The organism is Lelliottia sp. AC1 (assembly GCF_023278595.1).
Taxonomy (GTDB): Bacteria; Pseudomonadota; Gammaproteobacteria; order Enterobacterales; family Enterobacteriaceae; genus Enterobacter; species Enterobacter nimipressuralis.
The window spans coordinates 123382-139880 of the sequence record NZ_CP025699.1 but is presented as its reverse complement, the minus strand read 5'-3'; the positions used below and the strand labels follow the sequence as shown (position 1 = coordinate 139880).

General features: G+C 53.1%; 11 protein-coding genes and 1 tRNA gene. 8 read left to right on the top strand and 4 right to left on the bottom strand.

What is annotated here, in order from left to right:
* Nucleotides 1–32: 32 nt before the first annotated feature.
* The 6 genes from rpoZ to C0560_RS00645 all read left to right on the top strand — a co-directional run bounded on the left by rpoZ (nt 33) and on the right by C0560_RS00645 (nt 8550).
* Entirely contained in the window at nt 33–308 is a 276-nt protein-coding gene (gene rpoZ, locus C0560_RS00670) for a DNA-directed RNA polymerase subunit omega (RefSeq protein WP_032615688.1), read from the top strand.
* Nucleotides 309–327: 19 nt separating this feature from the next.
* The gene (gene spoT / locus C0560_RS00665; protein ID WP_107702540.1) at nt 328–2439 is read left to right on the top strand and encodes a bifunctional GTP diphosphokinase/guanosine-3',5'-bis pyrophosphate 3'-pyrophosphohydrolase; all 2112 of its coding nucleotides are present in this window, start codon (nt 328–330) and stop codon (nt 2437–2439) included.
* Between the two features lie 4 nt (nt 2440–2443).
* Nucleotides 2444–3133 (top strand): tRNA (guanosine(18)-2'-O)-methyltransferase TrmH, encoded by a 690-nt coding sequence (trmH, locus tag C0560_RS00660; RefSeq protein ID WP_102105079.1) that lies wholly within the window; start codon nt 2444–2446, stop codon nt 3131–3133.
* A 3-nt stretch (nt 3134–3136) separates the two neighbouring features.
* Complete coding sequence (gene recG / locus C0560_RS00655) at nt 3137–5218, top strand: ATP-dependent DNA helicase RecG (protein ID WP_129035843.1); 2082 nt, start codon at nt 3137–3139, stop codon at nt 5216–5218.
* A gap of 103 nt (nt 5219–5321) precedes the next feature.
* A complete protein-coding gene (locus C0560_RS00650; protein WP_100778213.1) occupies nt 5322–6716 on the top strand; it encodes an NCS2 family protein in 1395 nt (464 codons plus the stop codon).
* A 118-nt stretch (nt 6717–6834) separates the two neighbouring features.
* Nucleotides 6835–8550 carry an AsmA family protein gene (locus tag C0560_RS00645; protein WP_248859416.1) on the top strand — a complete coding sequence of 572 codons (1716 nt, stop codon included), beginning with the start codon at nt 6835–6837 and terminating at the stop codon, nt 8548–8550.
* 112 nt (nt 8551–8662) lie between these two features.
* Here the strand turns inward: C0560_RS00645 and yicI are convergent, their stop codons facing one another.
* Nucleotides 8663–10984, bottom strand: a complete 2322-nt coding sequence (gene yicI, locus C0560_RS00640) for an alpha-xylosidase (RefSeq protein ID WP_248859415.1) — start codon at nt 10982–10984, stop codon at nt 8663–8665.
* Between the two features lie 12 nt (nt 10985–10996).
* Nucleotides 10997–12391 carry a glycoside-pentoside-hexuronide family transporter gene (locus C0560_RS00635; protein WP_164971811.1) on the bottom strand — a complete coding sequence of 465 codons (1395 nt, stop codon included), beginning with the start codon at nt 12389–12391 and terminating at the stop codon, nt 10997–10999.
* A gap of 281 nt (nt 12392–12672) precedes the next feature.
* Between C0560_RS00635 and C0560_RS00630 the strand changes: the two genes are divergently transcribed.
* Nucleotides 12673–12767 (top strand) — tRNA-Sec (locus C0560_RS00630).
* A gap of 162 nt (nt 12768–12929) precedes the next feature.
* Nucleotides 12930–14108 (top strand): integrase arm-type DNA-binding domain-containing protein, encoded by a 1179-nt coding sequence (locus tag C0560_RS00625; RefSeq protein ID WP_248859414.1) that lies wholly within the window; start codon nt 12930–12932, stop codon nt 14106–14108.
* Between the two features lie 13 nt (nt 14109–14121).
* Here the strand turns inward: C0560_RS00625 and C0560_RS00620 are convergent, their stop codons facing one another.
* Nucleotides 14122–14763 carry an SLATT domain-containing protein gene (locus C0560_RS00620; protein WP_248859413.1) on the bottom strand — a complete coding sequence of 214 codons (642 nt, stop codon included), beginning with the start codon at nt 14761–14763 and terminating at the stop codon, nt 14122–14124.
* A 190-nt stretch (nt 14764–14953) separates the two neighbouring features.
* The gene (locus C0560_RS00615) at nt 14954–16363 is read right to left on the bottom strand and encodes a reverse transcriptase domain-containing protein (protein WP_248859411.1); all 1410 of its coding nucleotides are present in this window, start codon (nt 16361–16363) and stop codon (nt 14954–14956) included.
* Nucleotides 16364–16499 lie beyond the last annotated feature (136 nt).

Below are 16499 nucleotides of genomic sequence, written 5' to 3'. Positions count from 1 at the left end.
AGTCATTTCTTCATCTGTGGAGCATTTTAAGTATGGCACGCGTAACTGTTCAGGACGCTGTAGAGAAAATTGGTAACCGTTTTGACCTGGTACTGGTCGCCGCGCGTCGCGCTCGTCAGATGCAGTCCGGCGGCAAAGATCCACTGGTACCAGAAGAAAACGATAAAACCACCGTGATCGCACTGCGCGAAATCGAAGAAGGTCTGATCAACAACCAGATCCTCGACGTACGTGAGCGCCAGGAGCAGCAAGAGCAGGAAGCCGCAGAACTGCAGGCCGTAACCGCCATTGCTGAAGGCCGTCGTTAATTAAACCTGCGGGTCGCCCTTGTATCTGTTTGAAAGCCTGAATCAACTGATTCAAACCTACCTGCCTGAAGACCAGATTAAGCGTCTTCAGCAGGCGTATCTCGTTGCACGTGACGCTCACGAGGGCCAAACACGTTCAAGCGGTGAACCCTATATCACGCACCCGGTAGCGGTGGCCTGTATTCTGGCCGAGATGAAACTCGACTATGAAACGCTGATGGCCGCGCTGCTGCATGACGTGATCGAAGATACCCCCGCCACCTACCAGGATATGGAACAGCTGTTTGGTAAAAGCGTTGCCGAACTGGTGGAAGGGGTCTCTAAGCTTGATAAGTTGAAATTCCGCGATAAGAAAGAGGCGCAAGCCGAAAACTTTCGCAAGATGATTATGGCGATGGTGCAGGATATCCGCGTCATTCTCATCAAACTCGCTGACCGTACTCACAATATGCGCACGCTGGGCTCATTACGCCCCGATAAACGTCGCCGCATCGCCCGTGAAACCCTCGAAATTTATAGCCCGCTGGCACACCGTTTAGGTATCCATCACATTAAAACTGAGCTTGAAGAGCTGGGTTTTGAAGCGTTGTACCCAAACCGCTATCGCGTGATTAAAGAGGTGGTTAAAGCCGCGCGCGGCAACCGTAAAGAGATGATTCAGAAGATCCTCTCTGAAATCGAAGGGCGTTTGCAGGAAGCGGGAATTCCGTGTCGCGTCAGCGGTCGCGAAAAGCACTTGTACTCCATCTACTGCAAAATGGTGCTGAAAGAGCAGCGTTTTCACTCGATCATGGACATCTACGCGTTCCGCGTCATCGTTCATGATTCCGACACCTGCTACCGCGTTCTCGGTCAGATGCACAGCCTCTACAAACCGCGTCCGGGGCGCGTTAAAGACTATATTGCCATTCCAAAAGCGAACGGCTATCAATCTTTGCACACCTCGATGATCGGGCCGCACGGCGTACCTGTTGAGGTACAAATCCGTACCGAAGACATGGACCAGATGGCGGAAATGGGTGTTGCTGCGCACTGGGCTTATAAAGAGCACGGTGAAACCAGTACCACCGCGCAAATCCGCGCCCAGCGCTGGATGCAAAGCCTGCTTGAACTTCAGCAGAGCGCCGGTAGTTCGTTTGAATTTATCGAGAGCGTTAAATCCGATCTCTTCCCGGATGAGATTTACGTTTTCACGCCAGAAGGGCGCATTGTCGAGCTGCCTGCTGGCGCAACGCCGGTCGACTTCGCTTACGCGGTGCATACCGATATTGGTCATGCCTGCGTGGGCGCACGTGTCGACAGACAGCCGTATCCGCTGTCTCAGCCGCTCACCAGCGGTCAGACCGTCGAAATTATTACCGCACCGGGCGCCCGCCCAAATGCCGCATGGCTTAACTTCGTCGTCAGTTCGAAAGCACGCGCGAAGATCCGTCAGCTGCTGAAAAACCTCAAACGTGACGACTCCGTCAGCCTGGGCCGTCGCCTGCTCAACCATGCGTTGGGTGGCAGCCGCAAGCTGGCCGAAATTCCGCCAGAGAACATTCAGCGAGAGCTGGAGCGCATGAAGCTCGCCTCGCTTGACGATCTGCTGGCAGAAATCGGCCTGGGTAATGCAATGAGCGTTGTCGTGGCGAAGAACCTCCAGCAGGGCGAAGCCTCCGCTGTGCAGCCCACCACGCAGGGGCATGGCCATCTGCCGATCAAAGGTGCGGATGGGGTGCTTATCACCTTCGCTAAATGCTGCCGACCGATTCCTGGCGACCCAATCATCGCCCACGTCAGCCCAGGTAAAGGGCTGGTTATCCATCACGAGTCCTGCCGTAACATCCGTGGCTATCAAAAAGAGCCAGAGAAGTTCATGGCCGTTGAGTGGGATAAAGAGACCGAGCAAGAATTTATCACCGAAATTAAGGTCGATATGTTCAACCACCAGGGCGCGCTGGCAAACCTGACGGCGGCGATCAACACGGCTTCTTCCAACATTCAGAGCCTGAATACGGAAGAAAAAGATGGCCGCGTTTACAGCGCCTTTATTCGTCTGACTGCGCGCGATCGTGTGCATCTGGCGAATATCATGCGCAAAATCCGCGTGATGCCGGACGTCATTAAAGTCACCCGTAACCGAAACTAGGATAATGAATTCAGAACGTTATGCACGTATCTGTGAGATGCTCGCCAGACGCCAGCCCGATCTGACAGTCTGCATGGAGCAGGTCCATAAACCTCATAACGTCTCCGCCATCGTCCGCACCGCGGACGCCGTTGGCGTGCATGAAGTTCACGCAGTCTGGCCGGGTAAAAATATGCGCACCATGGCCTCCAGCGCGGCAGGCAGCAACAGCTGGGTAACGGTAAAAACCCACCCCACGATAGCGGATGCTGTCACGCAGCTGAAAAGCAGCGGGATGCAAATCCTGGCGACCCACCTTTCCGATAAAGCCGTCGATTTTCGCGACATTGATTACACCCGACCGACCTGCATTCTGATGGGTCAGGAGAAAACCGGGATCACGCAAGAAGCGTTAGATCTGGCGGATCAGGATATCATTATCCCGATGATTGGCATGGTGCAGTCGCTGAATGTCTCTGTCGCCTCTGCGCTGATTCTGTATGAAGCCCAGCGCCAGCGTCAGAACGCAGGTATGTACGAACGCGAAAACAGCATGCTTCCAGAAGTTGAACAGCAGCGTCTGCTGTTTGAAGGCGGCTATCCGGTACTGGCTCGCGTGGCAAAACAGAAACAATTACCTTATCCCCACGTCAATGCGCAGGGCGAAATCGAAGCCGATGCCGCATGGTGGTCCACCATGCAGTTTGCAGGCTAAACCATGAACGGCCACCTGCTTGATGCCGTTCCGCTCAGCTCATTAACGGGCGTAGGTGCGGCGCAAAGCAACAAGCTGGCTAAAATTGGCCTGCACACTGTGCAAGATTTGCTCCTGCACCTTCCTCTGCGTTACGAAGATCGCACCCAGCTTTACGCGATTGGCGATCTGCTGCCCGGCATCTACGCCACCGTGGAAGGCGAAGTCCTGAACAGCACTATTACATTTGGCGGCCGTCGCATGATGACCTGTCAGATCAGCGACGGCTCCGGCATTCTCACCATGCGTTTTTTCAATTTCAGTGCTGCGATGAAAAACAGCCTGGCCGCCGGACGACGCGTGCTGGCCTATGGCGAAGCCAAACGCGGGAAATATGGCGCGGAGATGATCCACCCGGAGTACCGTGTGCAGGGCGATCTGAGTACGCCTGAACTGCAGGAGACGCTGACGCCGGTGTACCCCACTACCGAAGGTATCAAGCAGGCGACGCTGCGAAAACTGACGGATCAGGCGCTGGAGTTGCTTGATACCTGCGCCATCGCCGAACTGCTGCCGCCTGAGCTGGCACAGGGCATGATGAGCCTGCCGGAAGCCATTCGCACCCTGCACCGCCCACCGCCGTCTTTACAGCTGAGCGAGTTAGAAAACGGGCAACACCCGGCGCAGCGGCGGCTTATCCTTGAAGAATTACTGGCACATAACCTGAGCATGCTGGCGCTTCGCGCGGGTGCACAGCGTTTTCACGCACAACCTCTGCCTGCCCGTGATGATTTAAAAGATAAGCTGCTGGCCTCACTGCCCTTTAAACCGACGACTGCCCAGGCACGCGTGACTGCCGAGATCGAACGCGATATGGCGCTCGATATTCCGATGATGCGTCTGGTACAGGGTGACGTAGGCTCCGGTAAAACGCTGGTTGCCGCCCTTGCGGCCCTGCGCGCTATCGCGCACGGCAAACAGGTGGCGCTGATGGCCCCCACCGAACTGCTCGCCGAGCAGCACGCCAATAACTTCCGCAGCTGGTTTGCGCCGCTGGGCGTGGAAGTGGGCTGGCTTGCCGGCAAGCAAAAAGGCAAAGCACGCCTCGCACAGCAGGAAGCCATCGCCAGCGGTCAGGTACAGATGATTGTCGGTACCCACGCCATTTTTCAGGAACAGGTGCAGTTTAACGGCCTTGCACTGGTGATCATCGATGAGCAACATCGCTTTGGCGTACATCAGAGGCTGGCCTTGTGGGAAAAAGGGCTGCAGCAGGGCTTCCACCCGCATCAGTTGATCATGACCGCCACGCCTATCCCGCGTACCCTGGCGATGACCGCCTATGCCGATCTGGATACCTCGACGATCGATGAACTGCCACCCGGCCGAACGCCGGTCACTACCGTGGCCATTCCGGATACGCGCCGCAGCGAGATCATCGATCGCGTGCGCAACGCCTGCACTCACGAAGGCCGTCAGGCTTACTGGGTTTGTACATTGATTGAAGAGTCCGACCTGCTGGAAGCGCAGGCCGCAGAAGCAACGTGGGAAGAGCTAAAACTGGCGCTGCCCGAGCTGAATATTGGGCTGGTGCATGGCCGCATGAAACCCGCTGAAAAACAGGCCGTAATGCACTCATTCAAGCAGGGTGAGTTGCATTTACTGATTGCCACAACAGTTATCGAAGTGGGCGTGGATGTGCCGAATGCCAGCCTGATGATTATCGAAAACCCGGAGCGGCTGGGCCTTGCGCAACTTCACCAGCTGCGGGGCCGCGTTGGCCGTGGTGCGGTGGCTTCCCACTGCGTCCTACTCTTCAAATCCCCGCTTTCTAAAACGGCACAAATGCGACTCCAGGTGCTGCGCGACAGCAATGACGGCTTTGTGATTGCGCAAAAGGATCTCGAGATCCGCGGCCCCGGCGAACTGCTGGGCACACGCCAGACCGGTAACGCCGAATTCAAAGTGGCCGATCTGCTTCGTGACCAGTCGATGATTCCGGAAGTCCAGCGCCTTGCCCGCCACATTCATGAGCGTTATCCCGTCCAGGCCGCCGGGCTTATTCAACGGTGGATGCCAGAAACCGAGCGCTATTCCAACGCCTGATCACTGTGCTCAGCCCTGTTTTAATAAATTTATAAATGCAATCGTTTGCTTTTACCATCCGGTCAGCTAAAATGCCCGCTTTTCACCCGTGGGATTGCCGCCGATGTCCGTTAACGCCGTAGAGTCTCAAGATGCGCAACCGATTGCGCACGCTCAACATAATAGTGAACTCATCTACCGTCTTGAAGATCGCCCACCGCTGGCGCAAACGCTGTTCGCCGCGTGTCAGCACCTGCTGGCGATGTTCGTGGCCGTTATCACGCCTGCCCTGCTGATTTGCCAGGCGCTCGGCTTACCGGCTCAGGACACACAGCACATCATCAGCATGTCGCTGTTTGCATCCGGCGTGGCGTCTATTATCCAGATTAAAGCCTGGGGTCCGGTCGGTTCAGGGTTGCTGTCGATTCAGGGCACCAGCTTTAACTTTGTTGCCCCGCTGATCATGGGTGGCACTGCGCTGAAAACCGGCGGGGCCGATGTCCCGACGATGATGGCTGCGCTTTTCGGCACCCTGATGCTGGCCAGCTGCACAGAAATGGTCATCTCCCGTGTGCTGCACCTGGCGCGCCGCGTCATTACCCCGCTGGTTTCCGGCGTGGTGGTGATGATTATCGGTCTTTCGCTGATTCAGGTGGGCCTGACCTCTATCGGCGGCGGGTATGCGGCGATGAGTGACCACACTTTCGGCGCACCGAAAAACCTGCTGCTGGCGGGCGTAGTGCTGGCGATTATTATTTTGCTCAACCGTCAGCGTAACCCGTACCTGCGCGTCGCCTCGCTGGTGATTGCCATGGCGACCGGTTATCTGGTGGCGTGGGCGATGGGCATGCTGCCGGAAAACACCGCGCCGACCAATAGCGCGCTGATTATGGTGCCGACACCGCTCTATTATGGGCTCGGCATTGACTGGAGCCTGCTCCTGCCGCTGATGCTGGTGTTCATGATCACCTCGCTGGAAACCATCGGCGATATCACCGCGACGTCTGACGTCTCCGAACAGCCGGTCTCTGGCCCGCTGTACATGAAACGCCTGAAAGGCGGCGTACTGGCGAACGGTCTGAACTCGTTTGTCTCTGCCGTGTTCAACACCTTCCCGAACTCCTGCTTTGGCCAGAACAATGGCGTGATCCAGCTGACCGGCGTCGCCAGCCGCTACGTGGGCTTTGTCGTGGCGCTGATGCTGATCGTGCTCGGCCTGTTCCCGGCGGTGAGTGGCTTCGTGCAGCACATTCCAGAACCGGTGCTGGGCGGCGCAACGCTTGTGATGTTCGGTACGATTGCGGCCTCTGGCGTGCGCATCGTGTCGCGTGAGCCGCTGAACCGTCGTGCCATCATGATTATCGCGCTGTCCCTGGCCGTCGGTCTGGGTGTTTCCCAGCAGCCGCTGATCCTACAGTTCGCCCCTGACTGGGTGAAAAACCTGCTCTCCTCCGGCATCGCCGCAGGGGGTATCACGGCGATTGTGCTGAACCTCGTCTTCCCGCCAGAAAAGAACTGATCCCCCGTCACGGCAGGCATCACGCCTGCCGTGAAACCGAATTACACCATTCCTGCCTTGAGGATTGCGCATAAATCGTGCATAACTCCCTTATGTGCGTTTGATGGGATGGAAGACCATGAAATTTATTGGAAAGCTGCTGATCTGGATTTTGATTGCGGTGCTGCTCGCAATCCTGGCACTTTATATCCTCGTGCAGACCCGCTGGGGCGCGGCTCAGGTGAGCAGCTGGATTACGGTTAACACCGACTACGAACTCAATTTCGACCTGATGGATCACCGTTTTTCTTCCCCGTCGCACATCATTCTGGAAAATGTCACCTTTGGCCGCGATGGCAAACCCGCCACCCTGGTGGCGAAAAAAGTGGATATTGGTCTGAGCAGCCGACAGCTCACCGATCCGCTGCACATGGATACCATCACCCTGCACGACGGGACACTTAACCTCTCCCCGCAAACCGCGCCGCTTCCGTTCCGGGCCGACCGCCTGCAGCTGAACAACATGGCGTTCAACAGCCCGAATATGGAATGGGATCTGAGCGCGCAAAAAGTGACAGGCGGCGTCAGCCCCTGGCAGCCGGAAGCGGGCACCGTGCTGGGCAAAAAAGCGCAAATTCAGATGAGCGCCGGATCGCTGACGCTCAACGGCGTGCCCACCAGCAATGTGCTGATTCAGGGCGAGCTGAACGGTAAAGAAGTGGTGCTGAGCACTATCGGCGCAGATATGGCGCGCGGCTCGCTGACCGGTACTGCGCGGCGCAATGCCGACGGCGGCTGGGTGATCGACACTCTGCGCCTGAACGACATTCGTCTGCAAAGCGACAAATCATTGCTGGATTTCTTTGCGCCGATCACCACCCTGCCGTCGCTGCAGATTGGTCGCCTGGAGGTCACCGATGCCCGCCTGCAAGGGCCGGACTGGGCCGTAACCGATCTCGATTTAAGCCTGCGCAATCTGACCCTCAGCCAGGGCGACTGGCAAAGCCAGGACGGACGTTTATCGATGAATGCCAGCGAGTTTATCTACGGCTCGCTGCATCTTTTTGATCCGATTCTGAATGCAGAGTTTGCACCGCAGGGCGTGGCGCTGCGCCAGTTCACCTCCCGCTGGGAAGGCGGTATGGTGCGCACCTCCGGCAACTGGCTACGCAACGGTAAAGCGCTGGTACTGGACGATGTCGCGGTGGCCGGTCTGGAGTACACCCTGCCACCGAACTGGAAAACCCTGTGGATGGAGCAGCTCCCCGAATGGCTCCACGGCGTGACCCTGAAAAAATTCGGCCTGAGTCGCAACCTGGTGATCGATATCGATCCCGCCTTCCCGTGGCAGATCACCTCTCTCGACGGAGATGGTGCCAACCTCCAGCTGGCGAAAGATCGTCAGTGGGGCGTGTGGGGCGGCAATGCGACTCTGAACGGTGCCGCCGCCACCTTTAATCGTGTAGACGTGCGCCGTCCGTCACTGGCGCTGGCGGCCAACGCGTCGACGGTGAATATCACGGAACTGAGCGCCTTCACCGAGAAGGGCATTCTTGAAGCCACGGCGACCGTATCACAGTTACCGCCGCGCCAGACCACGGTTAGCCTGAAGGGGCGCGGCGTGCCGGTGAATGTGTTGCAACAGTGGGGCTGGCCTGCACTGCCAATTAACGGCGACGGCAATATCCAGCTGACCGCCAGCGGCAGCGTGCAGGACAAAGCGCCGCTGAAACCGTCGGTAAATGGGAAGTTGAACGCGGTGAATATGGATAAACAACAAGTACAGCAGACGATGACGGGTGGCCAGGTATCGACAAGCCCTGCGGTCGCGCCATCTGTAACACCCCAGCCCTGAAATGTTAATGGCATAAAAAAGCCGGGTGGCGGCTACGCTTAATCCGGCCTGCAAACCAAAGCTGACACCGTAGGCCCGGTAAGCGTAGCGCCGCCGGGCCATTTCAGGCACATCACTTCAGGTGAATCACCACTTCACTCCCCTGCGCTTTCACCACCACACCCCATTCGCTACCGGCATGGGAACCGCCTTTAACACCCGCGATCTGCTGCACATTGCGCAAACAGACCGACCAGTCCTGGGCGTTTCCTTCGCCTTTTAACGTCACCGTATCGCCCTGGCGAGAAGCCGTCAGTGTAAACACGACCGATCCGTCCGCCGCCGGGACGTCGCTCACCGCCGAGCAACCGTCTGCCAGGCTAAACAGCTGGAATGCCGTGCCCGCGTTCCACGCGTAATCCGGTTTCTGGCTGTTGTTGCCGAGCGCCAGCAGGGTGTTCTCGCGTACATACACCGGCAGACTCTGGAAGTCGTGCTGCTGTTTATGCCAGCGGCTGCCCTGCACTTCGTCGTTATGCCACAGGTGTGTCCAGCGACCTTCCGGCAGATAGAACTGCACGTCACCCGCTTCGCTAAATACCGGTGCCACCATCATCGCGTCGCCGAGCATGTACTGACGGTCCAGATAATCACACGCCGGATCGTCCGGGAATTCGAGCATCATCGCGCGCAACATCGGTGTGCCGACCTCGCGGGCCAGCGCCGCCTGGCGATACAGATACGGCATCATCCGGCATTTCAGCTGGGTGAAGTGGCGCACCACATCGCAGGACTCATCATCGTACGCCCACGGCACACGGTAGGATTTGCTGCCATGCAGGCGGCTATGGCTGGAGAACAGCCCGAACGCGCACCAGCGTTTGTACACATGGGCAGGCGCGGTATTCTCGAACCCGCCGATATCGTGGCTCCAGAAGCCAAAGCCCGACAGACCAATCGACAGCCCACCGCGCAGGCTTTCCGCCATAGATTCGTAATTGGCGTAACAGTCGCCGCCCCAGTGAACCGGGAACTTCTGCGCACCGACGGACGCGGAGCGCGCGAACAGCACAGCTTCCTCTTCACCAACGGTCTCTTTCAGCACGTCCCACACCAGCTCGTTATAGGTATAGGCATAGTGGTTGTGCATCTTCTGCGGATCGGACCCGTCATGCCACACCACGTCGGTTGGGATGCGCTCGCCGAAGTCGGTCTTGAAGCAGTCCACGCCGATATCAACCAGCCCTTTCAGCTTATCGGCGTACCACTGGCAGGCTTCCGGATTGGTAAAGTCATAAATTGCCAGCCCCGGCTGCCACTTATCCCACTGCCATACGGAGCCATCCGCACGCTTGAGCAGATAACCTTTCTCTTTCAGCTCCTTGAACACCGGCGATTTCTGGCCGATATACGGGTTGATCCACACGCAGACTTTCAGCCCCTTGTCCTTCAGGCGGCGAATCATCCCTTCCGGGTCCGGGAAAGTCACCGGGTCCCATTCAAAATCACACCACTGGAAGGCTTTCATCCAGAAGCAGTCGAAGTGGAAAACATGCAGCGGCAGATCGCGCTCGGCCATGCCGTCGATAAAGCTGTTCACCGTCGCTTCGTCGTAGTTGGTGGTGAATGAGGTGGTGAGCCACAGGCCGAACGACCATGCAGGCGGCAGCGCCGGGCGACCGGTGAACTGGGTATAGCGGTTGAGCACCTCTTTCGGCGTCGGGCCGTCGATTACGAAATATTCCAGATACTCGCCCGCCACGCTGAACTGCACTTTGGAGACTTTCTCCGAGCCAACTTCAAACGACACATTTTCCGGATGATTCACCAGCACGCCGTAACCACGGTTTGTCAGGTAGAACGGAATATTTTTGTAGGACTGTTCGGTGCTGGTGCCGCCGTCACGGTTCCAGGTTTCGACCGTCTGGCCGTTACGCACCAGCGCAGTAAAGCGCTCGCCGAGGCCATACACCGCTTCGCCGACGCCTAAATCCAGGCGCTCGAACATGTAGTTGCTGTCGGTATTGCCATCCTGCACGTAGCCGTTATTTTTCAGCTGGCTGCCGGTGATACGCTGGCCATCACGCAGGAAATCCAGCGCCCAGAACTCCCCTTTGGTAACGCGCACGCTCAGATTGCCGCTTTTCAGCTCGGCAAATTCCGCCGTGTTTTCAATCTGTACTTTCACGTCTTTCAGAACGTTCAGCGGATAGTGCGGGCCGTTGTCCAGCGCGCCCTGGAAGTGCTCGATGCGTACACCGACAATGCCTTCCTGCGGCGAGAACAGGCGAACCGTAAACATCAATGTGTCGAGCTGCCAGGTGCGTTCACGCACGTCGCGCGGCGCAACGTACACCACCAGGTCGTTGCCCTGCTGCTCCACGTCGAACACCTGCACCGGGTACGTCACGTTCAGGCCCGGTTGAATTAGCCAGTTTCCGTCACTGATTTTCATACTTTTATCCTCTTAGTTCTGCATTTCTTTGCTGACCGGCAGGGTTTCAAACTCCTGCTGGTTGCGGCGCGCGCCTTGCGCCAGCTCGCCCATAATTTTGGTCAGGAACGGGGTTTTCAGCGTGTAATAGCGTTTGGCGACGATGGCACTCAGCACATAGCACGCCGCCGGAGCCAGGGTGAACAGGCCAATAATGATGTTGATGGTGGTACCGTTCTGAGTTTTGGCTGCGGCATCGTAGCCACCGCCGGCCAGCATCCAGCCGATCAGCGCGCCGCCCAGCGCCAGGCCCAGTTTCAGCACAAACAGCGTGCCCGCAAAGCTGATCCCCGTCAGGCGTTTGCCGTTGGTCCATTCGCCGTAATCGACGGTATCGGACATCATCACCCACTGGATTGGCGTCACCAGCTGGTGCAGCACGCCAATCACGAAGATAAAGCTGAACATCATTAGCGTGGCATGCATCGGCACGAAGAACATCGCCACGCTCGCTACCGCCAGCAGGGCGTTGGTCCACCAGAAGATACTGACTTTGCATTTCCAGTCGGTGAGGGGTTTGGCGAGCGCGGAGCCAATCAGGTTACCGACGCAGTAGGTGGTGAGGAACGCGACGAACACTTCCGGCGTGCCCATAATCCAGGTGCAGTAGTACATCATCGCGCCGCCGCGCACGCAGACGGCGAGGATGTTGAGAATGGTGAGCACACCGACGATGCGCCATTGGTCGTTTTGCCAGATATCGCGCAGATCTTCACGCATGGAGGTGGTGCTTGGCGGCACCTGGATGCGCTCTTTGGTGGTGAAGAAGCAGAACGCCAGCATCAGAAACGCGACCACCGACAGCACGGCGATCCCGCCCTGGAAGCCAAAAGCTTTGTCTTCGCCGCCAATGAGATTCACCAGCGGCATCATCAGCACCGTGGAGAGCATGCCGCCCGCCGTCGCCAGCACAAAGCGCCAGGACTGCAGGGAGATGCGCTGCGTCGGGTCATTAGTAATGACGCCGCCGAGGGCGCAGTAAGGGATATTCACCACGGTATAGAGCAGGGTCAGCAGCGTGTACGTGATGGCGGCATAAACCATTTTACCGTTCAGGCTAAGATCCGGCGTGGTGTACGCGAGCACGCAGACGATGCCAAACGGGATTGCACCGAACAAAATCCACGGACGGAATTTCCCCCAGCGGCTGCGGGTGCGGTCGGCCAGCAGCCCCATGCACGGGTCGGAAATCGCATCCAGCGCACGCGCCAACAGGAACATGGTGCCGACAAATCCGGCGGGGATACCGAAAATATCGGTATAGAAAAACATCATATACAACATGACGTTATCAAAAATGATGTGGCTGGCGGCATCTCCCATGCCATAGCCAATCTTTTCCTTCACAGACAATATTTCGCTCATTATCTTTATCCTTGACGCTGTAGGGGCGCTGATACCGGTTTCAGATGTTGTAAACCATCGCCGGGAGAGCGGATATTCTGTTTTCTGGTTAGCTGGTTACGATTCTTCTCTTTTGTGATCGCCGTAGAAGTTGGAGAAAAAACCTAACCTCAGGATTTTCTTAAGTTTTAAGTAAGAGGGGTTAATGCAGGTCAAAGCAGGGGTGAAAAAACTCTGCGAAATGATGTGGTAAATGCCTGAAAGTAGCTATAATGCGCACCGCCTCCATGTAGCAATCGAGGCGCGGAAGATCGTCATCTCCGGTGAGGTGGCTGGATTTCAAATCCAGTTGGGGACGCCAGCGTTCCCGGGCAGGTTCGACTCCTGTGATCTTCCGCCAAATATCGTCTCGCCATGTCCGACAAAGTCATTTAAACCCATTATTTACAGCAAGTTATCTAATGGCGTCATCCGTATCAGTCCGAGGGGATCTCCCTAAATCCACGAAAAATATGTATAGTAGTGTGTATAATTTTTTTATACACAGATTTCACTTATACACATGCCACTTACAGACATACAAATCCGACGCGCTAAGGCACAAGACAAGCCCTACACCCTCAATGATGGACAAGGCTTATCCTTGCTCATAAATCCCGACGGGAGCAAAGGATGGAGGTTCCGCTACCGGTTTGCAGGAAAAGCCCGGTTAATGTCATTTGGTTCCTACAGTCTCGTCTCGCTTGCAGAGGCACGCGACAAACGCGAGACAGCACGCAAGCAGGTGGCAAATGGCATTGATCCAGTCGAAGAACGCAAAGCTCAAAAGCTCGCACAGCAGCTCTCAACAGAAAACTCATTCGAAGTTATATGCCGGGAGTGGCACACAAATAAAGCAGATCGTTGGACGGTGGCTTACCGCGAAGAAATCATTAAGACATTTGAGCAAGATGTTTTTCCGTACATTGGTAAGCGCCCCATTAGTGAGATAAAACCACTGGAACTGCTTGAAGTGCTGCGACGAATAGAGAAGCGTGGAGCACTAGAGAAAACACGTAAGGTGCGTCAGAGGTGCGGTGAGGTTTATCGCTACGCAATCATAACTGGCCGTGCTGAGTACAATCCTGCTCCTGATTTAGCTATCGCTCTGGCCGTTCCTAAGCAAAAGCACCATCCATTTTTATCCGCCGAAGAGTTACCTCATTTTGTTAGAGATCTTGAAGCGTATACCGGCAGCATCATCACAAAAAATGCAACGAAGATAGTTATGTTGACCGGCGTAAGAACTCAGGAGATGCGCTTTGCAACATGGGATGAAGTGGATTTAGATAAAGGGCTATGGGAAATACCGTCAGAACGCATGAAAATGCGTAGGCCCCATGTCGTTCCTTTATCTACTCAGGTCGTGGACCTATTTAAGCAGCTCAAACCTATCACCGGTCATTATCCATACATTTTTATTGGCAGAAATAATCGTAGCAAACCTATATCGAAAGAAAGCGTGTCCCAAGTTATTGAACTTCTTGGCTACAAAGGACGTGCTACAGGCCATGGATTCAGACATACGATGTCAACAATATTACATGAACAAGGATTTGATAGTGCATGGATTGAAATGCAGTTAGCACATGTAGATAAGAACAGTATCCGAGGAACATATAATCATGCTCAGTATTATGAAAAGCGTAAAGAAATGATGCAATGGTACTCAGATGAAATAATTTATGCACTGGAGCGTTGACGCTCCAGTTTCATTAAGGCAGTGCAATAATTTTTTTAATTACTGCATAAAAGAAGCACACTACTACGCCCCATATTAATAGATAACCCCAAATGCTACATAGGTAATATGATAATCTTCCCTTCAGTTCTCTGATAAAACTAAAATGCTCGGTGGTTTTGGCGATATAAAATCTTTTTCTTATTATTTTATGATATTCATAATCCAATGGACTATGGTTAAATACACAAGTCGACTTTATCTTTTCATACTCTTCGCGAAGAACATCAATTTTATCATAATCTTCTTGAGATAAGTCATCAGTTATCTTCGCCTTAAAAAGGGTTATTTTCCTTTCATGCTCATTGAGTAATTCCGCATTGCGAAATAATGCTTCTGATTTAGCACCCGCAGCAAATCCCCACTCAATCAAACTTATTATTATAAGCAACATGCTTAATACAATTGAAAAAGCAGTAACAAGGTTATTGAGGTTTCCCCCTAAGGCTTTACCGAAGGAAAACTGTATTAAAGAAAGGGCTATGCCTGATAATCCTATCAAAGCTATGCTTATAGTGGAAAATATTTCCCTTATCTTTAATCTTCGTGATGAATTGTATCTTGCGCATGACGTTTCCCATGCTGATTTACTTAAGCTATCTAAAAATCCTTTCATTATCGCCCTCTGAATGAAAAAGACACAACGCCGGAGATATCAGTCCAATCCTCTTCTCCAGCAGTTTCCCCCGAAGAAGGTTTACAACCATAATCTATGTCGTGAGCACTTCAGCCCACACTAGCTTATCTGTGTGGGGTACGGGACCTATCTCTAAGCACCGTCGGCGTTGGTCTTGCTTAAGATAGCATTACTTAGGATATATTTCACCTTCATCTGCCTGCATTCTGGACAAAATTGTCGCTTTATAACGTTCAAAACGCTCTTCGATTTGATCTCTGGTAAGCCTTTCATCTGGAGCAATTCTACCTCTGCTAACTAAAAAATCTGTTTTTTGTTTGAGCGTTTCTATTTTGTCATAGTTTCTAATATACCCGCCTTGAGGGTTGAATTTTATCTCATAATAAGACCTTGAAATCTTTTTAAGTTCTGCTGGCGGCTGATAATCGAAATCACTTAATCTCGAAAACATTTCTTTTGCTATAAAATCTATCTTGTGGAGCAGAGACAGATCATTTATGTTGGAATAGTAAGCAACCCAGCCATAACGTTTATTACCACTAATTGCACCTGTGATTTTTTCATTAAGTTCCTCCACAAATATTTCTTTTAAATCATCAATAGATAAGTGAGAGTACTTTTTAAGCCTACGGTTTTTGTTATGTGTGAAATCGCTAAATCGTGCGGCAATGGATTGCAAGAACGCCTCGAGAGTTGTATCTCTAACAGTTATGTCATTTCCTTTGAAAACATAACCAAGAAACCCGAACGGTTGATTAAGATATCCTAGATGAGTTTTTGGAGATGATGGGGGATGTGTATTTAAACCCCTTAACTTTAGTTTTCTTCTTATCGACGAATAAGCTTTTGACACACAATCCCTATCACCATAAATGAGGACATCATCAACATACCGGTAATAATTTACATTAAACCCCTTCATTGAAGTATCAATATCAGACATATATATTGAGGCAAGCACATTTGAAATTGAAAGTCCCTGCGGAACTCCTTTATCCTTATTAAAAAACTCTTTCCTTTGGTTTTTCTTAACTGAGCCGTGGGAGGTTGGCGTTAATAAAGAGCGGACAATTAGATTTAATGCTTTTTTAGAGTTTATTCGCGTTGAAAGTTTTTTAATTAGTCTATCTTTAATTATGTTATCGTAAAAGCCTTCAATATCGCAACTACAAATATAAACATTATCAGGGTTAGCTGAAAGGAAATCTGAAGACAAAGCTCTTATATATGTTGACGCTACACTCTTTGGCACGTACTCAGGAAAAACCTTACAAAGAAATATATTTAGCTGTCGCAAAACCACACGATCACGTACCGTTGGAATTGAAATAACCCTTGGATTTTTCCCCCTACCTTTGCTTTTTAACATTTCAAGATACGGACTGAAACGAAAGCTTTCATTTAAACATTTCTCAGACGTCTTTATCAAATCTCTCTGAGCCCTGAGGGAATATTGCATTCCATTTAAGCGATCAATTCCCTTTGCTCCAGAATTACCAAACTTCTCATTAAATGTTTTGAATAGACTTTCTGAAGAAAAAAGCTCATCAAATAAATCATCCTGATCAATTATGCTCATTTTTTATCTCATGGAATCTGGTTATGTATAAACGTCTTTTTCATAATTTATACCTTAAGATATCTTTAGTTGCAGAGCCGAGCAATGGATCATGAAACAAACTTCATAATTGGTAGTGATATAATTCTTTTCGTCC

Bases quoted from the DNA above. Each gene is read 5' to 3' on its own strand.
- recG (WP_129035843.1), top strand. From the start codon at position 3,137: ATGAACGGCCACCTGCTTGATGCCGTTCCGCTCAGCTCATTAACGGGC.
- C0560_RS00625 (WP_248859414.1), top strand. From the start codon at position 12,930: ATGCCACTTACAGACATACAAATCCGACGCGCTAAGGCACAAGACAAG.
- C0560_RS00645 (WP_248859416.1), top strand. From the start codon at position 6,835: ATGAAATTTATTGGAAAGCTGCTGATCTGGATTTTGATTGCGGTGCTG.
- C0560_RS00650 (WP_100778213.1), top strand. From the start codon at position 5,322: ATGTCCGTTAACGCCGTAGAGTCTCAAGATGCGCAACCGATTGCGCAC.
- C0560_RS00615 (WP_248859411.1), bottom strand. From the start codon at position 16,363: ATGAGCATAATTGATCAGGATGATTTATTTGATGAGCTTTTTTCTTCA.
- rpoZ (WP_032615688.1), top strand. From the start codon at position 33: ATGGCACGCGTAACTGTTCAGGACGCTGTAGAGAAAATTGGTAACCGT.
- C0560_RS00620 (WP_248859413.1), bottom strand. From the start codon at position 14,763: ATGAAAGGATTTTTAGATAGCTTAAGTAAATCAGCATGGGAAACGTCA.
- trmH (WP_102105079.1), top strand. From the start codon at position 2,444: ATGAATTCAGAACGTTATGCACGTATCTGTGAGATGCTCGCCAGACGC.
- yicI (WP_248859415.1), bottom strand. From the start codon at position 10,984: ATGAAAATCAGTGACGGAAACTGGCTAATTCAACCGGGCCTGAACGTG.